We start from the raw sequence: 15144 nt of genomic DNA, 5'->3' as shown, positions 1-15144 counted from the left end.
TCTCCTGCCTTAAACGTTTGAAAGTGCGTAGTAACGTGCGTTGTTCTGGAATGCACGCTGGTTCTGTGGACAGGAGTCGCGACAGATATCGGTTTCGCCTAAGCTATTGGCTTTAAACAAAGATAATTGAATATCAGCCGGTTGATATTCCGCACTGTTATCTAGTCCATGTGGTGCAGCAGACAGGAACACCAGACAATCCATTTCAAAACGCAGTTCAATGATTTGATCAGTATTGTCTGAAGGCACATAAGACAATGCGCCGGCATCATTTGGCGTAACTTTAGAGAACAGATTGACGGTTGCACTCAGGTCAGTCTGACCGAGTGAGAATTTAGATAATTCAATTAACAGACCATCTAAACCGCTTTGGTACATGTCATTGCGGGCATCCTGGAAGGTACGGATGCCAAACTGTTTTTCAATCTGTTCAGGACGGGATGGCCCGCAGAAAGTATCGTTCCAGCCAGCTTCATCTTTGACGATGGATGCCATCACACGACCCAGATCGGAATACAGTACATTCCCTGCTGTCAGGTATGCGGTATGTTGGCCTTTCAGACTGTCTGGCATGTTGTAACGTTCTAGTTTGTCTTCAGCATTGACACAGAACAGCGATACGTTGGCATTGGCACCCAGTGCCTTGAATTGCAGTACTGCGCCTTTTTGAATGCGCCCGGACCAATGATGCCCTCCCGGCAGGATTTCAGTCCAAAGTGTTTGATTGTTATGGTACTTATTGTCTATTGCGCCCATTTGCATGACCTCTCTAAGGTTTTTGTTCCAACCTCCCGGGCTTTTATCCCTCCGTGTAGCTCAAATCGAGCCGTGAACTCTCGGTCTCAGCCGCAGTTTTTTAAAAAACTGCCGGAACCCTAGATCACTTTATGATGCTTAGATAAATGCAAATGCTGTGCCAATTTAGTATTACGATTTTTATTATTAGTAATACTTAAAATGCTCAAAATAAGTTCATTTTAGGTATTTATTGATAAATACAGACTGGATGTGCACCCAAACTGGACTTTTTATCTCTTTCTAAAAACGGGATAATGGCGGAGAAAGAAAAATGGGTGTGACATGTTTAAAGATAAAAAGCTGGTGTGTTTTGACCTGGATGGAACCTTGATTGACTCAGTGGGAATCTGGAACCAGGTCGATGCTGCCCTGATTCTGGAATTATCTGGAATTGAAATTGGTCTAGATCAGATTCAGCAACAACGTGACCTGCAACTGAAAGCCTTTAGACATATGCCCGATCCCTATCTGGAATATTGTGGCTATTTAAAAGACCTCTATGGTTTCAAGCCAAGCAAGGAAGAGGTTAAAAATCGCCGTTACGGTATTTCACGGCATTTTCTGGATCATGTGATTGAACTCAAACCTCAAGCTGAGCTGCTGATTCAAGCCCTGAAGCAGCGAGGGATACAATTGGCACTTACGACTACCACCAGCTTGTTCAATGTGCAGCGTTATCAGGACAATAACCAGAAGATTAATCAGAAAATCAGTTTTGATGATGATTTTGCGATTATTTTGACTCGTGAAAATGTCGAGAATATCAAACCGCATCCAGAAGTGTATTTAAATGCGCTCCAGCATTTTGAAATTGAAGCCAAAGATTGCCTGATTATTGAAGATTCTTTAATTGGGGTGGAAGCTGCCAACAATGCGGGAATTGATGTCGTGGCAATTTACGACCAGTATTCTGCGCATGAAATGGATCTGATCAAAGCCAAGGCAGATTATTTTGTAGAAGATTTTGCTGGTCTCATAAAATTGGTAAACTAAAAAAATGCCATGAATCATCCCTGATCATGGCATTTTTCGTGTTATCTCTGAATTGATTAGATTAGAGCATTATTTGGCTTTTTTATAGACGGAGCCTGAACCGACCAGATTGCCAGTTTTTTCGTCGATCGCGAAATCAACGACACCTGTACCTGAATTAATCTGAAGCAGACCATTATCAGCGACTGAAGCTGGCATCGGATTTTTCTTGTCGGTTTTGCCGCTTTCTTTGTCTTTAATGGTATTGGTAATGAAATAGTTTTCACCATTTTTGGAAATCACCAGGATATTTTCCAATTTTGGGTTTTCCAGTGTATTTTTCCAGTTCCCCTGATAATCTGGTGCAGGAGTTTCCGGGGTATTACACGCGGTTAACAGCAATAACAGTGAGATGCCTGAAAAATAGACCTCTTTCATAAATCATTTTTTGCTCAGTTCCAAGTTGTAGATTCCAGCGATTAAATTGAATCTCAAACCAAGCCTTTTACCTCTATTTCGATAACGCTCAGCAAGGATTTTGAAGGTTTTCAGGCTGCCAAATACATGCTCAATTCCAATTCTTCTTTTATTGATTTCTTGATTATAGATTTTCAATTCAGGATCCAATTTACAGTGTCTTTTGGCTTTTAATGGCAACAGGCTATTCGGATACAACACATAAATCCCCTGATAGCCTTTATCTGCAAGGATAAAAGCCCCAAAAGGAATCTGGTTTAAATTGCGTTTGAACAACTCGAAATCATGCACTGCACCGCGACTGGTACATAAACTCAGAATTTGCTGAGTTTTGTAGTGAATCATGGCCTGTACTTTAAAGGTATGGGTCTTTTTCTTGCCGCTATAGCTTTTCTTCTGTTTTTTTAGGCCTTTGGATTGGAATTTCCGTGGCATCCACGATTACAACATTCCAGTCGATGCCTTCGCCCTCGGGTAAATCTTTGGGTAAATTAAACAGATTGGACCGAATCAGGCAGTCTTCAACATGACGGACAATTCTTGAGGCTGTGGGCTCTGAAACCCCGTAACTCGTCGCAACGTGAAATAAGGTTCGGTATTCCCGCCAATAGCTCAGACAGAGCAGGACCTGATCCTCCAGGCTTAACTTGGGCGGTCTGCCTTTGGCAGAGACATGCTTCTGCAATTGCTCAACCATCAAATAGAAAGTTGACCATGAGATGCCTGTGTATCGCTTGAACTGAGGATCAGAAAGCTTGTTTGAATCGATGTATTTCATCCGCAGATTATGCACGAATGCTAAGAAATCCGGAGTGCAAATATTAACCAAAAAGAAGATCGTTTTTTGATTTATGAAAGATATCTAATATTTAAGATATTTCAAAACTGAGACCTTGAATAATAGAACGCGGCCATTATAAAAAGAACCTTCTTGAGGTAAACGCTTAGCTTGTAGGCGAAGCGTTTCAGCCGTAGTAAATCTGTCCCAGCTTCGTCATTTTTTGAAAATCATCTTCATATTTCATTCATAAATTCGTGTGAACTTGCCACTTTTTAACAGATAAAAAAATCCTCAATAGACCATCCAAATCTATTGAGGAGTACCAAACTGGATAATAGAGAAACCTTAAAAATTAATTTACAAGCTTAGATTTAAAGTAACGAAACACCGATTTAACTGCATGAGTTTTTTCTGCAATTTGCTGATTCCATTCATTTGGCAGTGAGCATTTCGCCAGTCTGACCCATACAGTCGAGAACTGCTTCATAAAGCTAGCTTCGTTATAGTGAACCCCGTACTCAGCACATAAGGCTTTGATTTTTGGTGCTACTTCGGCATAACGGTTTGCTGGCATATCTGGGAACAGATGATGCTCAATCTGATGGCTTAAATTACCACTCAGAATATGCAACCAGTTCGCGCCACTGAAGTTGCTCGAACCACGGATCTGACGCAGATACCATTCCGCACGGGTTTCATTGTCGGTATTGTCCATTTCAAAGGTTTCTGCATCTTCAGTGAAATGTCCATTGAAGATCACCGCAGACGCCCATAGGCTACGAATCACATTGGCAACCGCATTCCCCGTAAATACTGGAATCGCATTTGGACCGGCAATAATCGGGAAAAATACATAATCTTTCAGAACCTGACGGTGCATTTTTTTGCGTAAAGGTGCTGCTTCTTCCCAGACCTGTTTCCAGGTTTTGGTTTTATAGGCAATTACATCTTCCAGATGCAAACGCTGTACACCCACATACCATTCAAAGAACACCATCAACTGAATGGTTAAAGGAATATTCCAGATAAAACGTAGTTCCCACGGCTGAGATTCACTGACACGGATCAGACCATAGCCGACATCGTGATCCATACCGACAATATTGGTATACGTGTGGTGGATATAGTTATGGGTGTATTTCCAGTCATCCCCAGTGGAAATAGTATCCCAATCATAAGTCGAACCATTCAGGCTCGGATCATTCATCCAGTCGAACTGGCCGTGCATCACGTTATGGCCAAGTTCCATATTTTCCACGATTTTCGAGATACCCAATAAGCCTGTGCCCGCTAACCAGACCGGCGGCAACCAGCCTGCGACCATCAACATGCCACGGGAAGCAATCTCGCTATAACGTACAAAATTACGGATTTTATAAATATATTCTGCGTCTTTCTCGCCCAAATCTTCCATTACTTCACGGCGGATAGCATCAACCTTGGCACCGAACTCTTCAACCTGTTCCGGGCTTAGAAATTGAGATTTACTGTGTTTTTTAAAATCAATTTGCATATTCATGGGAGCACCTTCTTATTCGTTTAGTAATGGTTGAAATAGCTTATAAATTAATCACCACAGGACTGACGGCCTGTGAAATACAAAGTTTGATTGGAGTATTGCTGCCGTGGTCGATCTCACCCGTCAGCATGTTTTTCACCGAACCGCTGACTTTAGTACATGAGCAAGTATTACAAATGCCCATACGGCAACCATGCGCTGGACGAAGACCCGCCTGCTCTGCACTTTCCAGCAGATTAGATTCTGCCTGGAATTCCTGCTGCGATCTTAAAAACTGTACAGGCTGTGCTTTCACTTTTTCATCCATTGCAATCTGGAAATATTCAGAATGGAAGCTAGATTTCACCGCCAGTTTATCGGCAATTTTGAGTGCAGTTTTCATCATTCCCGCTGAACCACAGGCATAGATTTCACGCTGTTCAAAATCTGGTACCAGCTTGTTTAGCAATTGCTGGCTCAGATGCTGCTTATGCTCGACTGTATTAAAATGATGATATTTCAGATGAGGATGCATCAACGCCAGGGTTTTGATCTCGGCATGAAATGCATCATCACGGGTGAAATAGATCAGATCAATCGGATGCTGAAACTGCACGACTGCTTTTTGCAATAAGGAATAAATCGCAGTAATGCCACTGCCTGATGCCAGAAACAGAATCGGTTTAGGAGAGTTTAATAAGGTAAATTCGCCCTGTGGCTGAGACAGCTCGACCACTGCACCCAGTTGCAATAAAGTTAAGGCACGCGACACTTTACCTTGCTGCTTGACTGCAATAATCACATCACCATTTTTTAAAATGGTCACGATAGAATAATGACGTTGATGACGTACTCCATCCAGACGCAGAGTCACCGCGATATTTTGACCGGCCTGAAATGACCCGCGATTAAAGTTATAATTTGGACGTAACTGGATTTTGAAAAAGTCCGGGCTGACCGCCTGAATATTCACGATCGATGCTTTGACTTTTTTGAGTGCCCAAGTTGGATGGATTTTTTCACCAACAAAATCAATGAAATCTTCACGAATCCAATGCGGCTTGTAGGTTGTCATACTTGTCATTTTTATCCCCTCTATTCCGCAGACAGTATTAATGTACAACTGTCTATTTATTATGTAGTCCAGAATAAAGAATTCTGAAGCTCACACCATGTCAATGTAGGTCAAATTATGTGCTTAGAAACCATAGTTGGACTTTTTGTAAGACAATCTTAGCCAGAAAGTGCTGTTAAAACTGTATGAACTGAATAAATTGCTTTTTTGGTCTGTATATTTTTAGCAAAAACATATAAAAAAACTGACCTCTTTATAAGAGATCAGTTTCTGTTTTAAATATTGGGTGAGTTAAAAAGGCAAAAATTTACCTTTTAAAAAAATAGCTTAACCTACGGCCTGTTCCAGCAAGATAGAGCCATAAAGTTCACGCAGGTCTTTTTTCAACATTTTTCCAGTGCCACTCAATGGAATTGAATCTACAAAGATCACGCGATCCGGGATCTGCCATTTAGCAACTTTGTCCGCATAGTAATCCAGCATTTCAGCTTCACTCACATGACTCTCTGGCTTTTTAATCGCAATCAGAACGGGACGCTCATCCCATTTAGGATGCTGTGCCGCAATCACGGCAGCCATGGCAATTTCAGGATGTCCCATGGCCATATTTTCAAGATCGACTGAAGAGATCCACTCACCACCTGACTTGATCAGATCTTTGGAACGGTCACACAGCTTCATAAAGCCATCTTCATTTAAGGTGGCAATATCTCCGGTATCAAACCAGCCATCTGCTGTGAGCGCAGATTCTTCCTTGCCAAAATAATGATCAATGATCCAATGTCCTTTAATTTGCAGATTACCTATGGTTTCACCATCTCGGGCGATTTCCTGGGTCCCTTTTTCTTCATCGGTTAAACGTAAATCAACGCCAAACGGTGGACGACCTTGAGACAGACGAATCTGCATTTTTTCTTCATCCGCCAGATCGAGGTGTTTGGTTTTTAGCTGATTGGCACTCCCGAGGGGACTGGTTTCAGTCATCCCCCAAGCATGAATGGTTTCGCAATTAAACTGCTCTTTAAAGGTTTTCAGCATCGCCGGTGGACAGGCAGAACCACCGACCACATTCCGTTTCAGGCTTTCCAGTTTTGAACCACTTTGCTGGGCAGCCGCAATCAGCCCTTGCCAGATCGTTGGAACGCCTAAAGCTACAGACACTTTATATGTATCAATCAGATTGACCAGACTGGCTCCATCCAGGCCCGGCCCTGGCAGCACTAAAGTACAACCGACCATGGCAGCGGCATATGGGGTTCCCCAGGCATTGACATGGAACATTGGTACCACTGGCAGCATGATGTCACGCGCTGCTACATTCAGGGAATCCGGCATGATAATGGCATAACTATGCAATACTGTTGAGCGATGGCTATATAAAACCCCTTTCGGATTTCCAGTCGTACCGGAGGTATAACACAGTGAACTCGCTGTATTTTCATCCAGTTCAGGCCAGTCAAATTCTGCAGATTGCTGGGCAAGCAAATCGTCATAAAACTGAACTTCCGGAATGGCTTCACGAATCGCGCAATCTTCAGCATCCAGACAGATATACTGTTCTACAGTTTTTAATAACGGTTTGACGGCTTTAATTAAAGGTGCAAAGGTTTTATCAAACAGCAGTACCCGATCGGCAGCATCATTGATAATAAATACCAGCTGTTCCGGAAATAAACGCGGGTTAATGGTATGGCAAACCAGCCCGCTCCCCGAAATGGCATACCAAGATTCTAGATGTCGATGATTATTCCAGGCAATAGTCGCAACCCGATCGCCGAGTGTCAGACCGAATTGCTGTAATACATTGGCAAAACGTTTCGAATTTTCCCGGATTTCTCCCCAATTGGTCTTTTTAATGCTGGTATCGGTATTTTTAGAAATGATCTCGGTATCGGCATGATAACGGCCGGCATGTTCAATCATGCTGCTGATCAGTAAGGGCTGGAACATCATATTTCCGAGCATGCTTCACTCCTTTATCCTTGTTATTTGTCCATCTGTTATATCGTTGTTATTTCTGTATGATGCGCTGGCGAAAAGCCTGTATTCATTTTTATCATCAAACAGTCTGAATCTAGCAAGGAAATCTGATTTTGTGAGTGTCAAATTGTGACAAAGTTACAGAGTGGATGCAGAAAAAGTAGAAAATAAAACTGGTAATGTGTGCCATAAAAAAAGCCCCAATTTAGATTGGGGCGATGATAGTGTTCAAGGAGAGAATTTTAAAAGCCGCTCATCATAATTTTGTCTGCATTTACTACAAAGATAACGCCTAGGCAGAATAAACTGGCATAAAGTGCAAACCAGAGAATCATCTTCTTGAATGCTGCATCAGAAATACTGCTATCCGCATATTTTGGTGCTTTGTTGTCTTCTTAATTCATATGATCACCCATAGGTTGGTCTGGCGTTATGAGTTTTATTATCAGCAGACCTAAATCAGCTGTATAGATACAATATTCATTTAAAAAAATATAACAGTTAGCCACTTATTTTTTTGATTTGTTATATTTTAATAACTTATTCATAATATAATTCCGATTATATTAGTACAGTTTAGATTTTATTTTCTTATGTTCAAGTCTGAAAAGCTGGCCCAGAATATTCGCCAGATGATTGAAAATGGCGCATGGAAGGCGCATGACAAATTACCTTCATTGCGGGAACAGACTGAATTGTCCGGCTATAGCCTGATGACGGTGCTTAATGCCTATCAGGTGCTCGAATCGCAAGGATTGGTCTATGCCAAAGATAAATCTGGCTACTATATTGCGGAGCGACCACAAACCTATAGCAGCAAAGAGCCGGCGGTACAGATTGGCTTAAACTCCAAAGTTAAAATTAACTCTGTGGTATTTAATTATTTAAAGTCACTGCAAACTCCAAATATTGCGCCTTTTGGTTCAGCTTTTCCAAATGCTGAACTGTTATATAACAGCCGATTTATGCAGATTCTGGCGCAGCATAGCAAAAGAAAAAGCAGTTATAGCCATCAAAATCATATGCCACCGGGTAATCAGGAATTACGCCAACTCATTGCCAACCGCTATCAGTTACAAGGCATAAACTGCTCTTCGGATGACATTGTCATTACTTCTGGTGCCTTGGAAGCCCTCAATCTGTCTTTACAGGCTTTGACTCAACCTGGCGACTTTATCCTGCTCCAGCAAACCATTTTTTATGGTGCCTGGCAGGCGGCTGAACGTTTAGGCTTGCAGGTGATCACAATCCCTGAACATCCGCAGTTTGGTTTTGACCTGGAATCATTTGAACAGGCCCTAAAACAGTACCCGATCAAAGTCTGCTGGCTGATGCTGAATGCACATAATCCGATTGGCTTTACGGTAAATTCAGAGATCAAGCAAAGAATTGCGGAACTGTTGAATGAATATCAGGTGTATCTGATTGAAGATGATGTCTATCAGGAACTCAATTACGGCGCTCATAAACCGGTTTCCGTAAAATATTTTGATCAGCATCAACGGGTATTGCACTGCTCTTCATTTTCTAAAACTCTGGGCATGGGTGCGCGGGTCGGCTGGGTTTTCGCTGGCCCATTTTCCGATGCAATCCAGCATTTACAGCTCATGAGTACTTTGACTGTTAGTCCGCTATTACAAAATGCACTGGTCGATTTTCTGTCCCATCATCATTATGAAAAGCATTTGCGCCATTTAAAACAGCAGCTGGAAAAGTATAAGCAAAAGTTTTATCAGGAACTCAAAGCGCGTTTAGATTCAGTCTGTGAAATTTATTATTATTCTAGTGGCTATTTTCTCTGGATCAAATTGCCGGAACAGCTGGATGGTCAGGTTTTATATGAACAGCTGATTCAGTACAATATTGCCATTGCTCCTGCTTTGCTGTTTAAACCGGAACATACCAGCCAGAATTATATTCGCCTGAACTGTTCATTTGACTGGACTTCTGAGATAGAAAACGCTGTCAATGTACTGGCAGAGGTGATCCTGAATCATGCAAAAAGCGTGGATTAATTCATCCACGCTTTAGGTTTCTTATGTTAAATCGCTGGAGCTTAGAAACTGTAAATTGCAACGGCATTCACTCGGTTATCTTCACCTTTTGTACTGCCATTTGGTGCAGCACCCAATGCTTCACGTTCACCATAAACATATTCCAGGCCAAAACTCAGCGGTTTTGTAGGGTTATAGAACACATTGGCCCAAGCCTGCCAAAGGTCTTTGTTCACTGCTGTTAGAGTCAGACCAGGAGCAGCAAGATAGCCATTATCTTGGTCGAAATTCATATAACCATAGCCTACTGTGCCACGCAATTTATCATTAAACTGCTGCGTTAGACCGACTGTAATTGAGTCAAATTCACTCTGTAGAAGATCTCCATTAGCAGCTGTAACGACACCTGGGTTAGCGTAAGAGACAAAACTGCTATCTCCTTTGACATGATAATAATCTGCCTTAAGGCTGGTGCCTGGAACAAACTCGTATTTGGCACCTAAGCCCACACCCCATGCAGTTTTTTCATCTTCATTCACACGTTTTTCATTCCCCATCGCACGTGCGCTGACAGAAAGATTATCCGCAAATTTGTGGTTTAAGCGTGCAGTTAAAGCCGGTAAACGCTGTTTGATTCCCGTAATGGTCGCATCTTTCGGATCTTCTACTGCAAGCACCAGATTGGTCGCTGGACTCAAAGTACTGGTATGACGAATCTGAGGCGTCCGTTTAATTGAACCACCGGCATAAACCAGTGCATCTACCGTCTCAGGTATATAGTCTGGGGTCGCAAAGTTTGACCAGGTTTGACCAATTAACCAGTCAGCATAGCTGATATAGGCATGGCGGATACGCAGGTTATCAAAACTAGCCCCACCCAGGAAATCGACCTCAACTTTACCACTTAAGGCTTTATCCCCAGCACCCACAGGCGCTTTAAAATCCATCCCTAAACGGGTGGCTGAAAGCGTGGACTTAAATTCATCACTGCGTTCACCTGTGCCTTCAAGAGGTACCGCATTAATCTGGTTATACATACGTGTCGCTGCACCGCCCTCAGCCTGATAAGAGGCATCAGCACGGATATTACCGTATAGATTAAACTCGGCCCCACTGGCAATTTTCATCACAGATTTGCTCGCAGGCGCTACTGCTGTATTCACAGGTGCCGGCGTTGTCGCTACAGGTGCAGTTACAGCAGCTGTCTGAGTCTGCTGCTGTTCAATCAAGGCACGTAAAGCTTGAACCTCCTGACGCAACTGCTCAATTTCCTGTTGATTGGACTGAGCTGGAGTTTGTGCCTGGGCAGACAAGCTAAGGCCCCCTAAACTTATTGCCATCATGCTCATCAGAACCGTGCGTTTTAATGTGATTGTTTGATTATTAAATAATTGTTTCGTGTTCATCCTAAACTCACTTTTTTATTATGCGTCTCGATTCTAGCAACAGATCACCACCGCTTACGATGGCGATCTCTATCATTAGAAGTGTTTTCTTTATTAATTGATATTTAATCCATTAACTTGCTTTTTCAGCGAGAGAATCAGTGCGAATCTCAGGTGCAGCAAGGGCTTGACCTTCTACAGACATTTTTAAGTTCACCAGGAAAATTGCCAGCGCAGCAATCAAACCGGGAATCGCAATTGCAAAGAAGTTCATTTGATGCGGTAAATTCATGGTGAGTAAAGCACCTGTCAATACCGGTCCAACGATCGCACCGATACGTCCAATCCCGGAAGCCCAACCCATGCCGGTGGAACGCACAGTCGATGGATAATATTGTGCCACGAAGGTATACAGGAGAATTTGAGAACCAATGGTTGCTGCACCGGCCACTGCAATCAAGCTATAAAGCACGAATTGCGGACTGTTATAACCGAGCAGGATTAAAGAAGCTGCCCCGCAAAGAAACATGATGGTCAGTACTTTTTTGATATGGAAACGGTCTGCCAGATAACCTCCACCAATAGCCCCAATCATGCCACCAATATTCAGGGCAAACAGGAAGATCATACTGGCACCAAGTGAATATCCAGCCTGGATCATCAGTTTCGGTAACCAGCTGCCCAGTGCATAGACCATTAATAGACACATAAAGAAAGCTAGCCAGAACATAAAGGTACTAAATGTGCGGCCTTGCTGAAATAATGCTTTTAAAGGTGCTTCATCGCCTTTTTGCACTTCATTCAGGACAAACAGGGTGTCAGATCCAATTACCTGTGTTGGCGAAATTTTCCGGATAATGCTTTGCGCTTGAGCAGTCTGCTGCTTATTGGTCAGGTACATCAGCGATTCTGGTAAATATTTCCAGAGTATTGGCAGGAACAGTAAAGGAGTACCCGCAAGCAAGAACATGATTTTCCAGCCAAACTGTGGCACCAGCCATGCGCCAAGTAAGGCAGATGTCATGCCACCGATCGCATAACCACTAAACATCAAGGCAACCAGCGTGCTGCGAATCCGCTTCGGTGCGTATTCCGTCATCAGGGCAACGACGTTTGGCATCACGCCCCCAATACCAAGTCCGGCAAGGAAACGTAAAATCCCGAATTCGACAGGTGATGTAGCAAAGGCACCGATAAACGTAAAACCACTAAAGATCGCGACACAGATCATGATGGTTTTTTTACGTCCCAGTTTATCGGACAAAGTGCCAAAGCTCATGGCACCAAACATCATACCGAACAAGGCGGTACTGGCTAACATTCCGGCCTGTACTGCACTGAGTGACCATTCCTGCATCAGTAGCGGTAAAGCCACGCCGTAAATCACCAGGTCATAACCGTCAAAAATAATGATCAGCAAACACCAGATCAGGACGCCCCAATGAAAAGGCGTGAACTTCGCTTCATCGATCAGCGTATTTATATTCACTTTATTTGTAGACATCTCCACCTCCTAATTGTGAAGTTCAATTTATGAGATTCACAATGCAGAAGATGTGCATAAATGTCCAAAACTGAATAGGCATGCTTCTATACCTATAAAGTCTGCCTTAAAGAAAAGGCTTTATTTACTATGCTTTAATGATATTCATCTAAATAAAACGACTTTAATTCAGTCATTAAATAATAATTTCACTTATTTTATATAACATCTAAAAAGTTTTAATCTTGTTTAAAACACCGCACGATCATATTTAATCGCTTCAAGATCATAGACCTGATAGACCGCATCAAACAGATAACGAATATATTCACTTTCATCCATATTACGAATAGCCATAAAGACCGGACTAACCGCAAATTCATCTAATAAAGGGATAAAGTTTAAATGAGCCAGCCGAATATTCTGGGCACTTTCCGGCACAATACAGACACCCTCTCCAGCAGCCACAAAACCCAGCGCCAGTTGCAATTCACTGACTGCACGGATATTTTTCGGCTCTAGTCCATACTCGGAAAATATACCGCGCACCTGGGTAGAAAAATTAGCCTTACCATTATTCGGGTATAAAAAGAGTGGCTGATCTACCAGTTCAGCCAGATTCACGCCATCTCGTTGCGAAAGAAAATGGCTAGAATGTGCCGCGACCATCAGCCGTTCTTCACGCAGTAATACCCGTTTCACTGCCGGATCTGAAATCCTTAAACGTCCAAAACCGACATCAATCCGCCCTTCTTTAAGTGCCTGAATCTGCTCTGAAGTATTCATTTCAACCATCTCAATTTTGAGCTGGGGATGTTGCTGCTTAAATAGAAACACAATACGCGACAGTAAACCGAATAATAAAGATCCGACAAAACCAATGCTAATAGTGCGATCCGCGATGCCAATCCGCTTGGTCATCGATTTGATTTCTTCCGCATTAGACAAAAGTTTAACCGCATGCTGATAGAAGAATTGACCTGCTTCTGTGGTCTTAAGCGGTCGACTACCTCTTTCAAAGAGCTGAATATCCAGTTCCTGTTCCAGATTTTGTATCTGTCTGCTTAAAGGTGGTTGAGCAATAAACAGTTTTTCTGCCGCCTTGGTAAAACTTTGTTCTTCGACGACTGCGACGAAGTAACGCAAATGCCTGAGTTCCATATTTATGCATACCTTTAAAGTATAAAAAAATGCTAAATCGATCTTAGACCAATCAAAATTATTCTTTTAAGGTATATCAAGTCAAAACATTAAAGCAAGAATGTGAAGCGTAATTATGTATAAGTCAGTTGAAACCTTGCTGGTTCAAATACCGACGATCCGTCCTCACAAGATGGCTGTCGCAACCATGCAAACCCAGACACTGGTCCTGGTCAAAATCACCACCGAAGACGGCTATGTGGGTTGGGGCGAAGCCACCACCATTGGCGGTTTAGGCTACGGTGAAGAAAGCCCAGAAAGTGTCAAAGTGAATATTGAGACTTACTTCGCACCGCTTCTGAAAACATTATCGGGTTTGAATGTTGCACAGACATTACAAGCCATCAAAAAGAATATTAATGGTAACCGTTTTGCCAAATGTGCCATTCAAACTGCGCTACTGGATATCCAGGCACAACGTTTGAACCAACCACTGAGTGAAATTCTAGGTGGACGTTTACGTGACAGCATCCCAGTGCTGTGGGTACTGGCATCTGGCAATACCGAGAAAGACATTGCTGAAGCCCAGAAAATGATTGCGGCCAAACGCCACAATATTTTCAAACTGAAAATTGGTTCACGTCCAGTGGAACAGGATGTTGAACACGTGCTTGCCATTAAACAGGCATTGGGCAAAGACATTTCGATCCGTGTGGATGTGAACCGTGCCTGGTCAGAGCTGGATGCGATTAAAGGTATTCAGTTACTCCAGGACGGCGGCATTGACCTGATTGAACAGCCGTGCGCCATTGACAATCTGGATGCAATGCGACGTCTAACCCAGCGTTTTGATATCGCCATCATGGCGGATGAATCCTTGATGGGCCCGCAGTCTGCTTATCAGATCGCACGTCAGCATGGCTCATCAGTTTTTGCAGTTAAAGTGGCGCAATCTGGTGGCCTGATTGAAGGCTGTGAAGTTGCAAAAGTGGCACAGCTGGCAGGCATCGATCTGTATGGCGGCACCATGCTGGAAGGCCCGGTGGGCACCATCGCCTCTGCCCATGCCTTCTCGACTTTTGAAAGTCTCGCTTATGGCACCGAACTGTTTGGTCCTCTGCTGCTAACTGATGAAATTTTAAAAACCCCACTCCAGTATCAAAACTTTGAACTTGAGATTCCGAAAGGACCAGGTCTGGGTATTGAGTTGGATGAAAACAAAATTGACAACTTGCGTCGTCAATAATTCCAGGAGAACCCCATGCTTTTCCAAGTACGAATGGACGTCAATATTCCAAAAGATATGCCAGTTGAACAGGCCAATGAAATTAAGGCTGTCGAAAAAGCCTATTCACAGGATCTGCAACGCCAGGGTAAGTGGCGTCATATCTGGCGCATCACCGGGCAGTATTCAAACATCAGTATTTTTGATGTTGAAAGCAATGAAGAGTTGCACAACCTGCTACAGGGCTTGCCGCTCTACCCGTATATGAACATCGAAGTTATGGCATTGAACCGCCATCCATCATCGATTCGAGATGATGACAAGTAATGAATAAAT

The 15144-nt window shown here is 42.9% G+C and carries 14 protein-coding genes and 1 riboswitch; of the genes, 4 read left to right on the top strand and 10 right to left on the bottom strand.

From position 1 onward, the window contains the following. Positions 1-9 precede the first annotated feature (9 nt). Positions 10-756, bottom strand: a complete 747-nt coding sequence (locus tag AC4MCD_RS07090; RefSeq protein ID WP_491876782.1) for an urea amidolyase associated protein UAAP1 — start codon at positions 754-756, stop codon at positions 10-12. A gap of 30 nt (positions 757-786) precedes the next feature. Continuing rightward, positions 787-890, bottom strand: a riboswitch (guanidine-I (ykkC/yxkD leader). Between the two features lie 190 nt (positions 891-1080). On the opposite strand from AC4MCD_RS07090, the gene AC4MCD_RS07085 reads away from it, so the two are divergent. Then, complete coding sequence (locus tag AC4MCD_RS07085) at positions 1081-1791, top strand: HAD family hydrolase (protein ID WP_491876781.1); 711 nt, start codon at positions 1081-1083, stop codon at positions 1789-1791. A 69-nt stretch (positions 1792-1860) separates the two neighbouring features. On the opposite strand, the gene AC4MCD_RS07080 is transcribed toward AC4MCD_RS07085, so the two are convergent. The 6 genes from AC4MCD_RS07080 to AC4MCD_RS07055 form a co-directional block, all read right to left on the bottom strand. Continuing rightward, positions 1861-2208, bottom strand: coding sequence for a hypothetical protein (locus AC4MCD_RS07080; protein WP_491876780.1), 348 nt, complete (start codon positions 2206-2208; stop codon positions 1861-1863). A 3-nt stretch (positions 2209-2211) separates the two neighbouring features. Beyond that, positions 2212-2682, bottom strand: a complete 471-nt coding sequence (locus tag AC4MCD_RS07075; protein ID WP_004809604.1) for an IS5/IS1182 family transposase — start codon at positions 2680-2682, stop codon at positions 2212-2214. Continuing rightward, positions 2630-3025 (bottom strand): transposase family protein, encoded by a 396-nt coding sequence (locus AC4MCD_RS07070; RefSeq protein WP_008306679.1) that lies wholly within the window; start codon positions 3023-3025, stop codon positions 2630-2632. Before AC4MCD_RS07070 ends, AC4MCD_RS07075 begins: the two co-directional genes overlap by 53 nt. 355 nt (positions 3026-3380) lie before the next feature. Next, the gene (locus tag AC4MCD_RS07065) at positions 3381-4547 is read right to left on the bottom strand and encodes a fatty acid desaturase family protein (protein WP_491876779.1); all 1167 of its coding nucleotides are present in this window, start codon (positions 4545-4547) and stop codon (positions 3381-3383) included. 40 nt (positions 4548-4587) lie between these two features. Continuing rightward, positions 4588-5610 carry a flavin reductase family protein gene (locus AC4MCD_RS07060; RefSeq protein WP_419374728.1) on the bottom strand — a complete coding sequence of 341 codons (1023 nt, stop codon included), beginning with the start codon at positions 5608-5610 and terminating at the stop codon, positions 4588-4590. Positions 5611-5928: 318 nt separating this feature from the next. Next, on the bottom strand, positions 5929-7566 hold the full coding sequence (locus AC4MCD_RS07055) for a long-chain-fatty-acid--CoA ligase (protein WP_491876778.1): 1638 nt from the start codon (positions 7564-7566) through the stop codon (positions 5929-5931). 608 nt (positions 7567-8174) lie between these two features. On the opposite strand from AC4MCD_RS07055, the gene AC4MCD_RS07050 reads away from it, so the two are divergent. Beyond that, positions 8175-9596: an aminotransferase-like domain-containing protein gene (locus AC4MCD_RS07050; protein WP_491876777.1), complete on the top strand. Its 1422-nt coding sequence runs from the start codon at positions 8175-8177 to the stop codon at positions 9594-9596. A gap of 41 nt (positions 9597-9637) precedes the next feature. Here AC4MCD_RS07050 and AC4MCD_RS07045 read toward each other — a convergent pair whose 3' ends face one another. The 3 genes from AC4MCD_RS07045 to AC4MCD_RS07035 all read right to left on the bottom strand — a co-directional run bounded on the left by AC4MCD_RS07045 (position 9638) and on the right by AC4MCD_RS07035 (position 13604). Continuing rightward, complete coding sequence (locus AC4MCD_RS07045) at positions 9638-10981, bottom strand: DcaP family trimeric outer membrane transporter (RefSeq protein ID WP_491876776.1); 1344 nt, start codon at positions 10979-10981, stop codon at positions 9638-9640. Between the two features lie 112 nt (positions 10982-11093). Next, on the bottom strand, positions 11094-12464 hold the full coding sequence (locus tag AC4MCD_RS07040) for an MFS transporter (RefSeq protein ID WP_491876775.1): 1371 nt from the start codon (positions 12462-12464) through the stop codon (positions 11094-11096). A gap of 228 nt (positions 12465-12692) precedes the next feature. Beyond that, complete coding sequence (locus tag AC4MCD_RS07035; protein ID WP_005100217.1) at positions 12693-13604, bottom strand: LysR family transcriptional regulator; 912 nt, start codon at positions 13602-13604, stop codon at positions 12693-12695. A gap of 115 nt (positions 13605-13719) precedes the next feature. Between AC4MCD_RS07035 and AC4MCD_RS07030 the strand changes: the two genes are divergently transcribed. Next, on the top strand, positions 13720-14829 hold the full coding sequence (locus AC4MCD_RS07030; RefSeq protein WP_419364396.1) for a muconate/chloromuconate family cycloisomerase: 1110 nt from the start codon (positions 13720-13722) through the stop codon (positions 14827-14829). Between the two features lie 15 nt (positions 14830-14844). Next, a complete protein-coding gene (gene catC / locus AC4MCD_RS07025; protein WP_104426111.1) occupies positions 14845-15135 on the top strand; it encodes a muconolactone Delta-isomerase in 291 nt (96 codons plus the stop codon). Positions 15136-15144: the final 9 nt, after the last annotated feature.

The organism is Acinetobacter sp. CAU_H_78 (assembly GCF_058599365.1).
Note: the sequence above shows the minus strand (reverse complement) of the source record. Positions and strands in the feature narration are given on the sequence as shown.

Excerpts from the sequence above, each read along its gene's own strand:
- AC4MCD_RS07045 (WP_491876776.1), bottom strand. The coding sequence starts at position 10,981 with ATGAACACGAAACAATTATTTAATAATCAAACAATCACATTAAAACGC.
- AC4MCD_RS07050 (WP_491876777.1), top strand. The coding sequence starts at position 8,175 with ATGTTCAAGTCTGAAAAGCTGGCCCAGAATATTCGCCAGATGATTGAA.
- AC4MCD_RS07065 (WP_491876779.1), bottom strand. The coding sequence starts at position 4,547 with ATGAATATGCAAATTGATTTTAAAAAACACAGTAAATCTCAATTTCTA.
- catC (WP_104426111.1), top strand. The coding sequence starts at position 14,845 with ATGCTTTTCCAAGTACGAATGGACGTCAATATTCCAAAAGATATGCCA.
- AC4MCD_RS07085 (WP_491876781.1), top strand. The coding sequence starts at position 1,081 with ATGTTTAAAGATAAAAAGCTGGTGTGTTTTGACCTGGATGGAACCTTG.
- AC4MCD_RS07090 (WP_491876782.1), bottom strand. The coding sequence starts at position 756 with ATGGGCGCAATAGACAATAAGTACCATAACAATCAAACACTTTGGACT.
- AC4MCD_RS07080 (WP_491876780.1), bottom strand. The coding sequence starts at position 2,208 with ATGAAAGAGGTCTATTTTTCAGGCATCTCACTGTTATTGCTGTTAACC.
- AC4MCD_RS07075 (WP_004809604.1), bottom strand. The coding sequence starts at position 2,682 with ATGCCACGGAAATTCCAATCCAAAGGCCTAAAAAAACAGAAGAAAAGC.
- AC4MCD_RS07060 (WP_419374728.1), bottom strand. The coding sequence starts at position 5,610 with ATGACAAGTATGACAACCTACAAGCCGCATTGGATTCGTGAAGATTTC.
- AC4MCD_RS07035 (WP_005100217.1), bottom strand. The coding sequence starts at position 13,604 with ATGGAACTCAGGCATTTGCGTTACTTCGTCGCAGTCGTCGAAGAACAA.
- AC4MCD_RS07030 (WP_419364396.1), top strand. The coding sequence starts at position 13,720 with ATGTATAAGTCAGTTGAAACCTTGCTGGTTCAAATACCGACGATCCGT.
- AC4MCD_RS07070 (WP_008306679.1), bottom strand. The coding sequence starts at position 3,025 with ATGAAATACATCGATTCAAACAAGCTTTCTGATCCTCAGTTCAAGCGA.
- AC4MCD_RS07040 (WP_491876775.1), bottom strand. The coding sequence starts at position 12,464 with ATGTCTACAAATAAAGTGAATATAAATACGCTGATCGATGAAGCGAAG.
- AC4MCD_RS07055 (WP_491876778.1), bottom strand. The coding sequence starts at position 7,566 with ATGCTCGGAAATATGATGTTCCAGCCCTTACTGATCAGCAGCATGATT.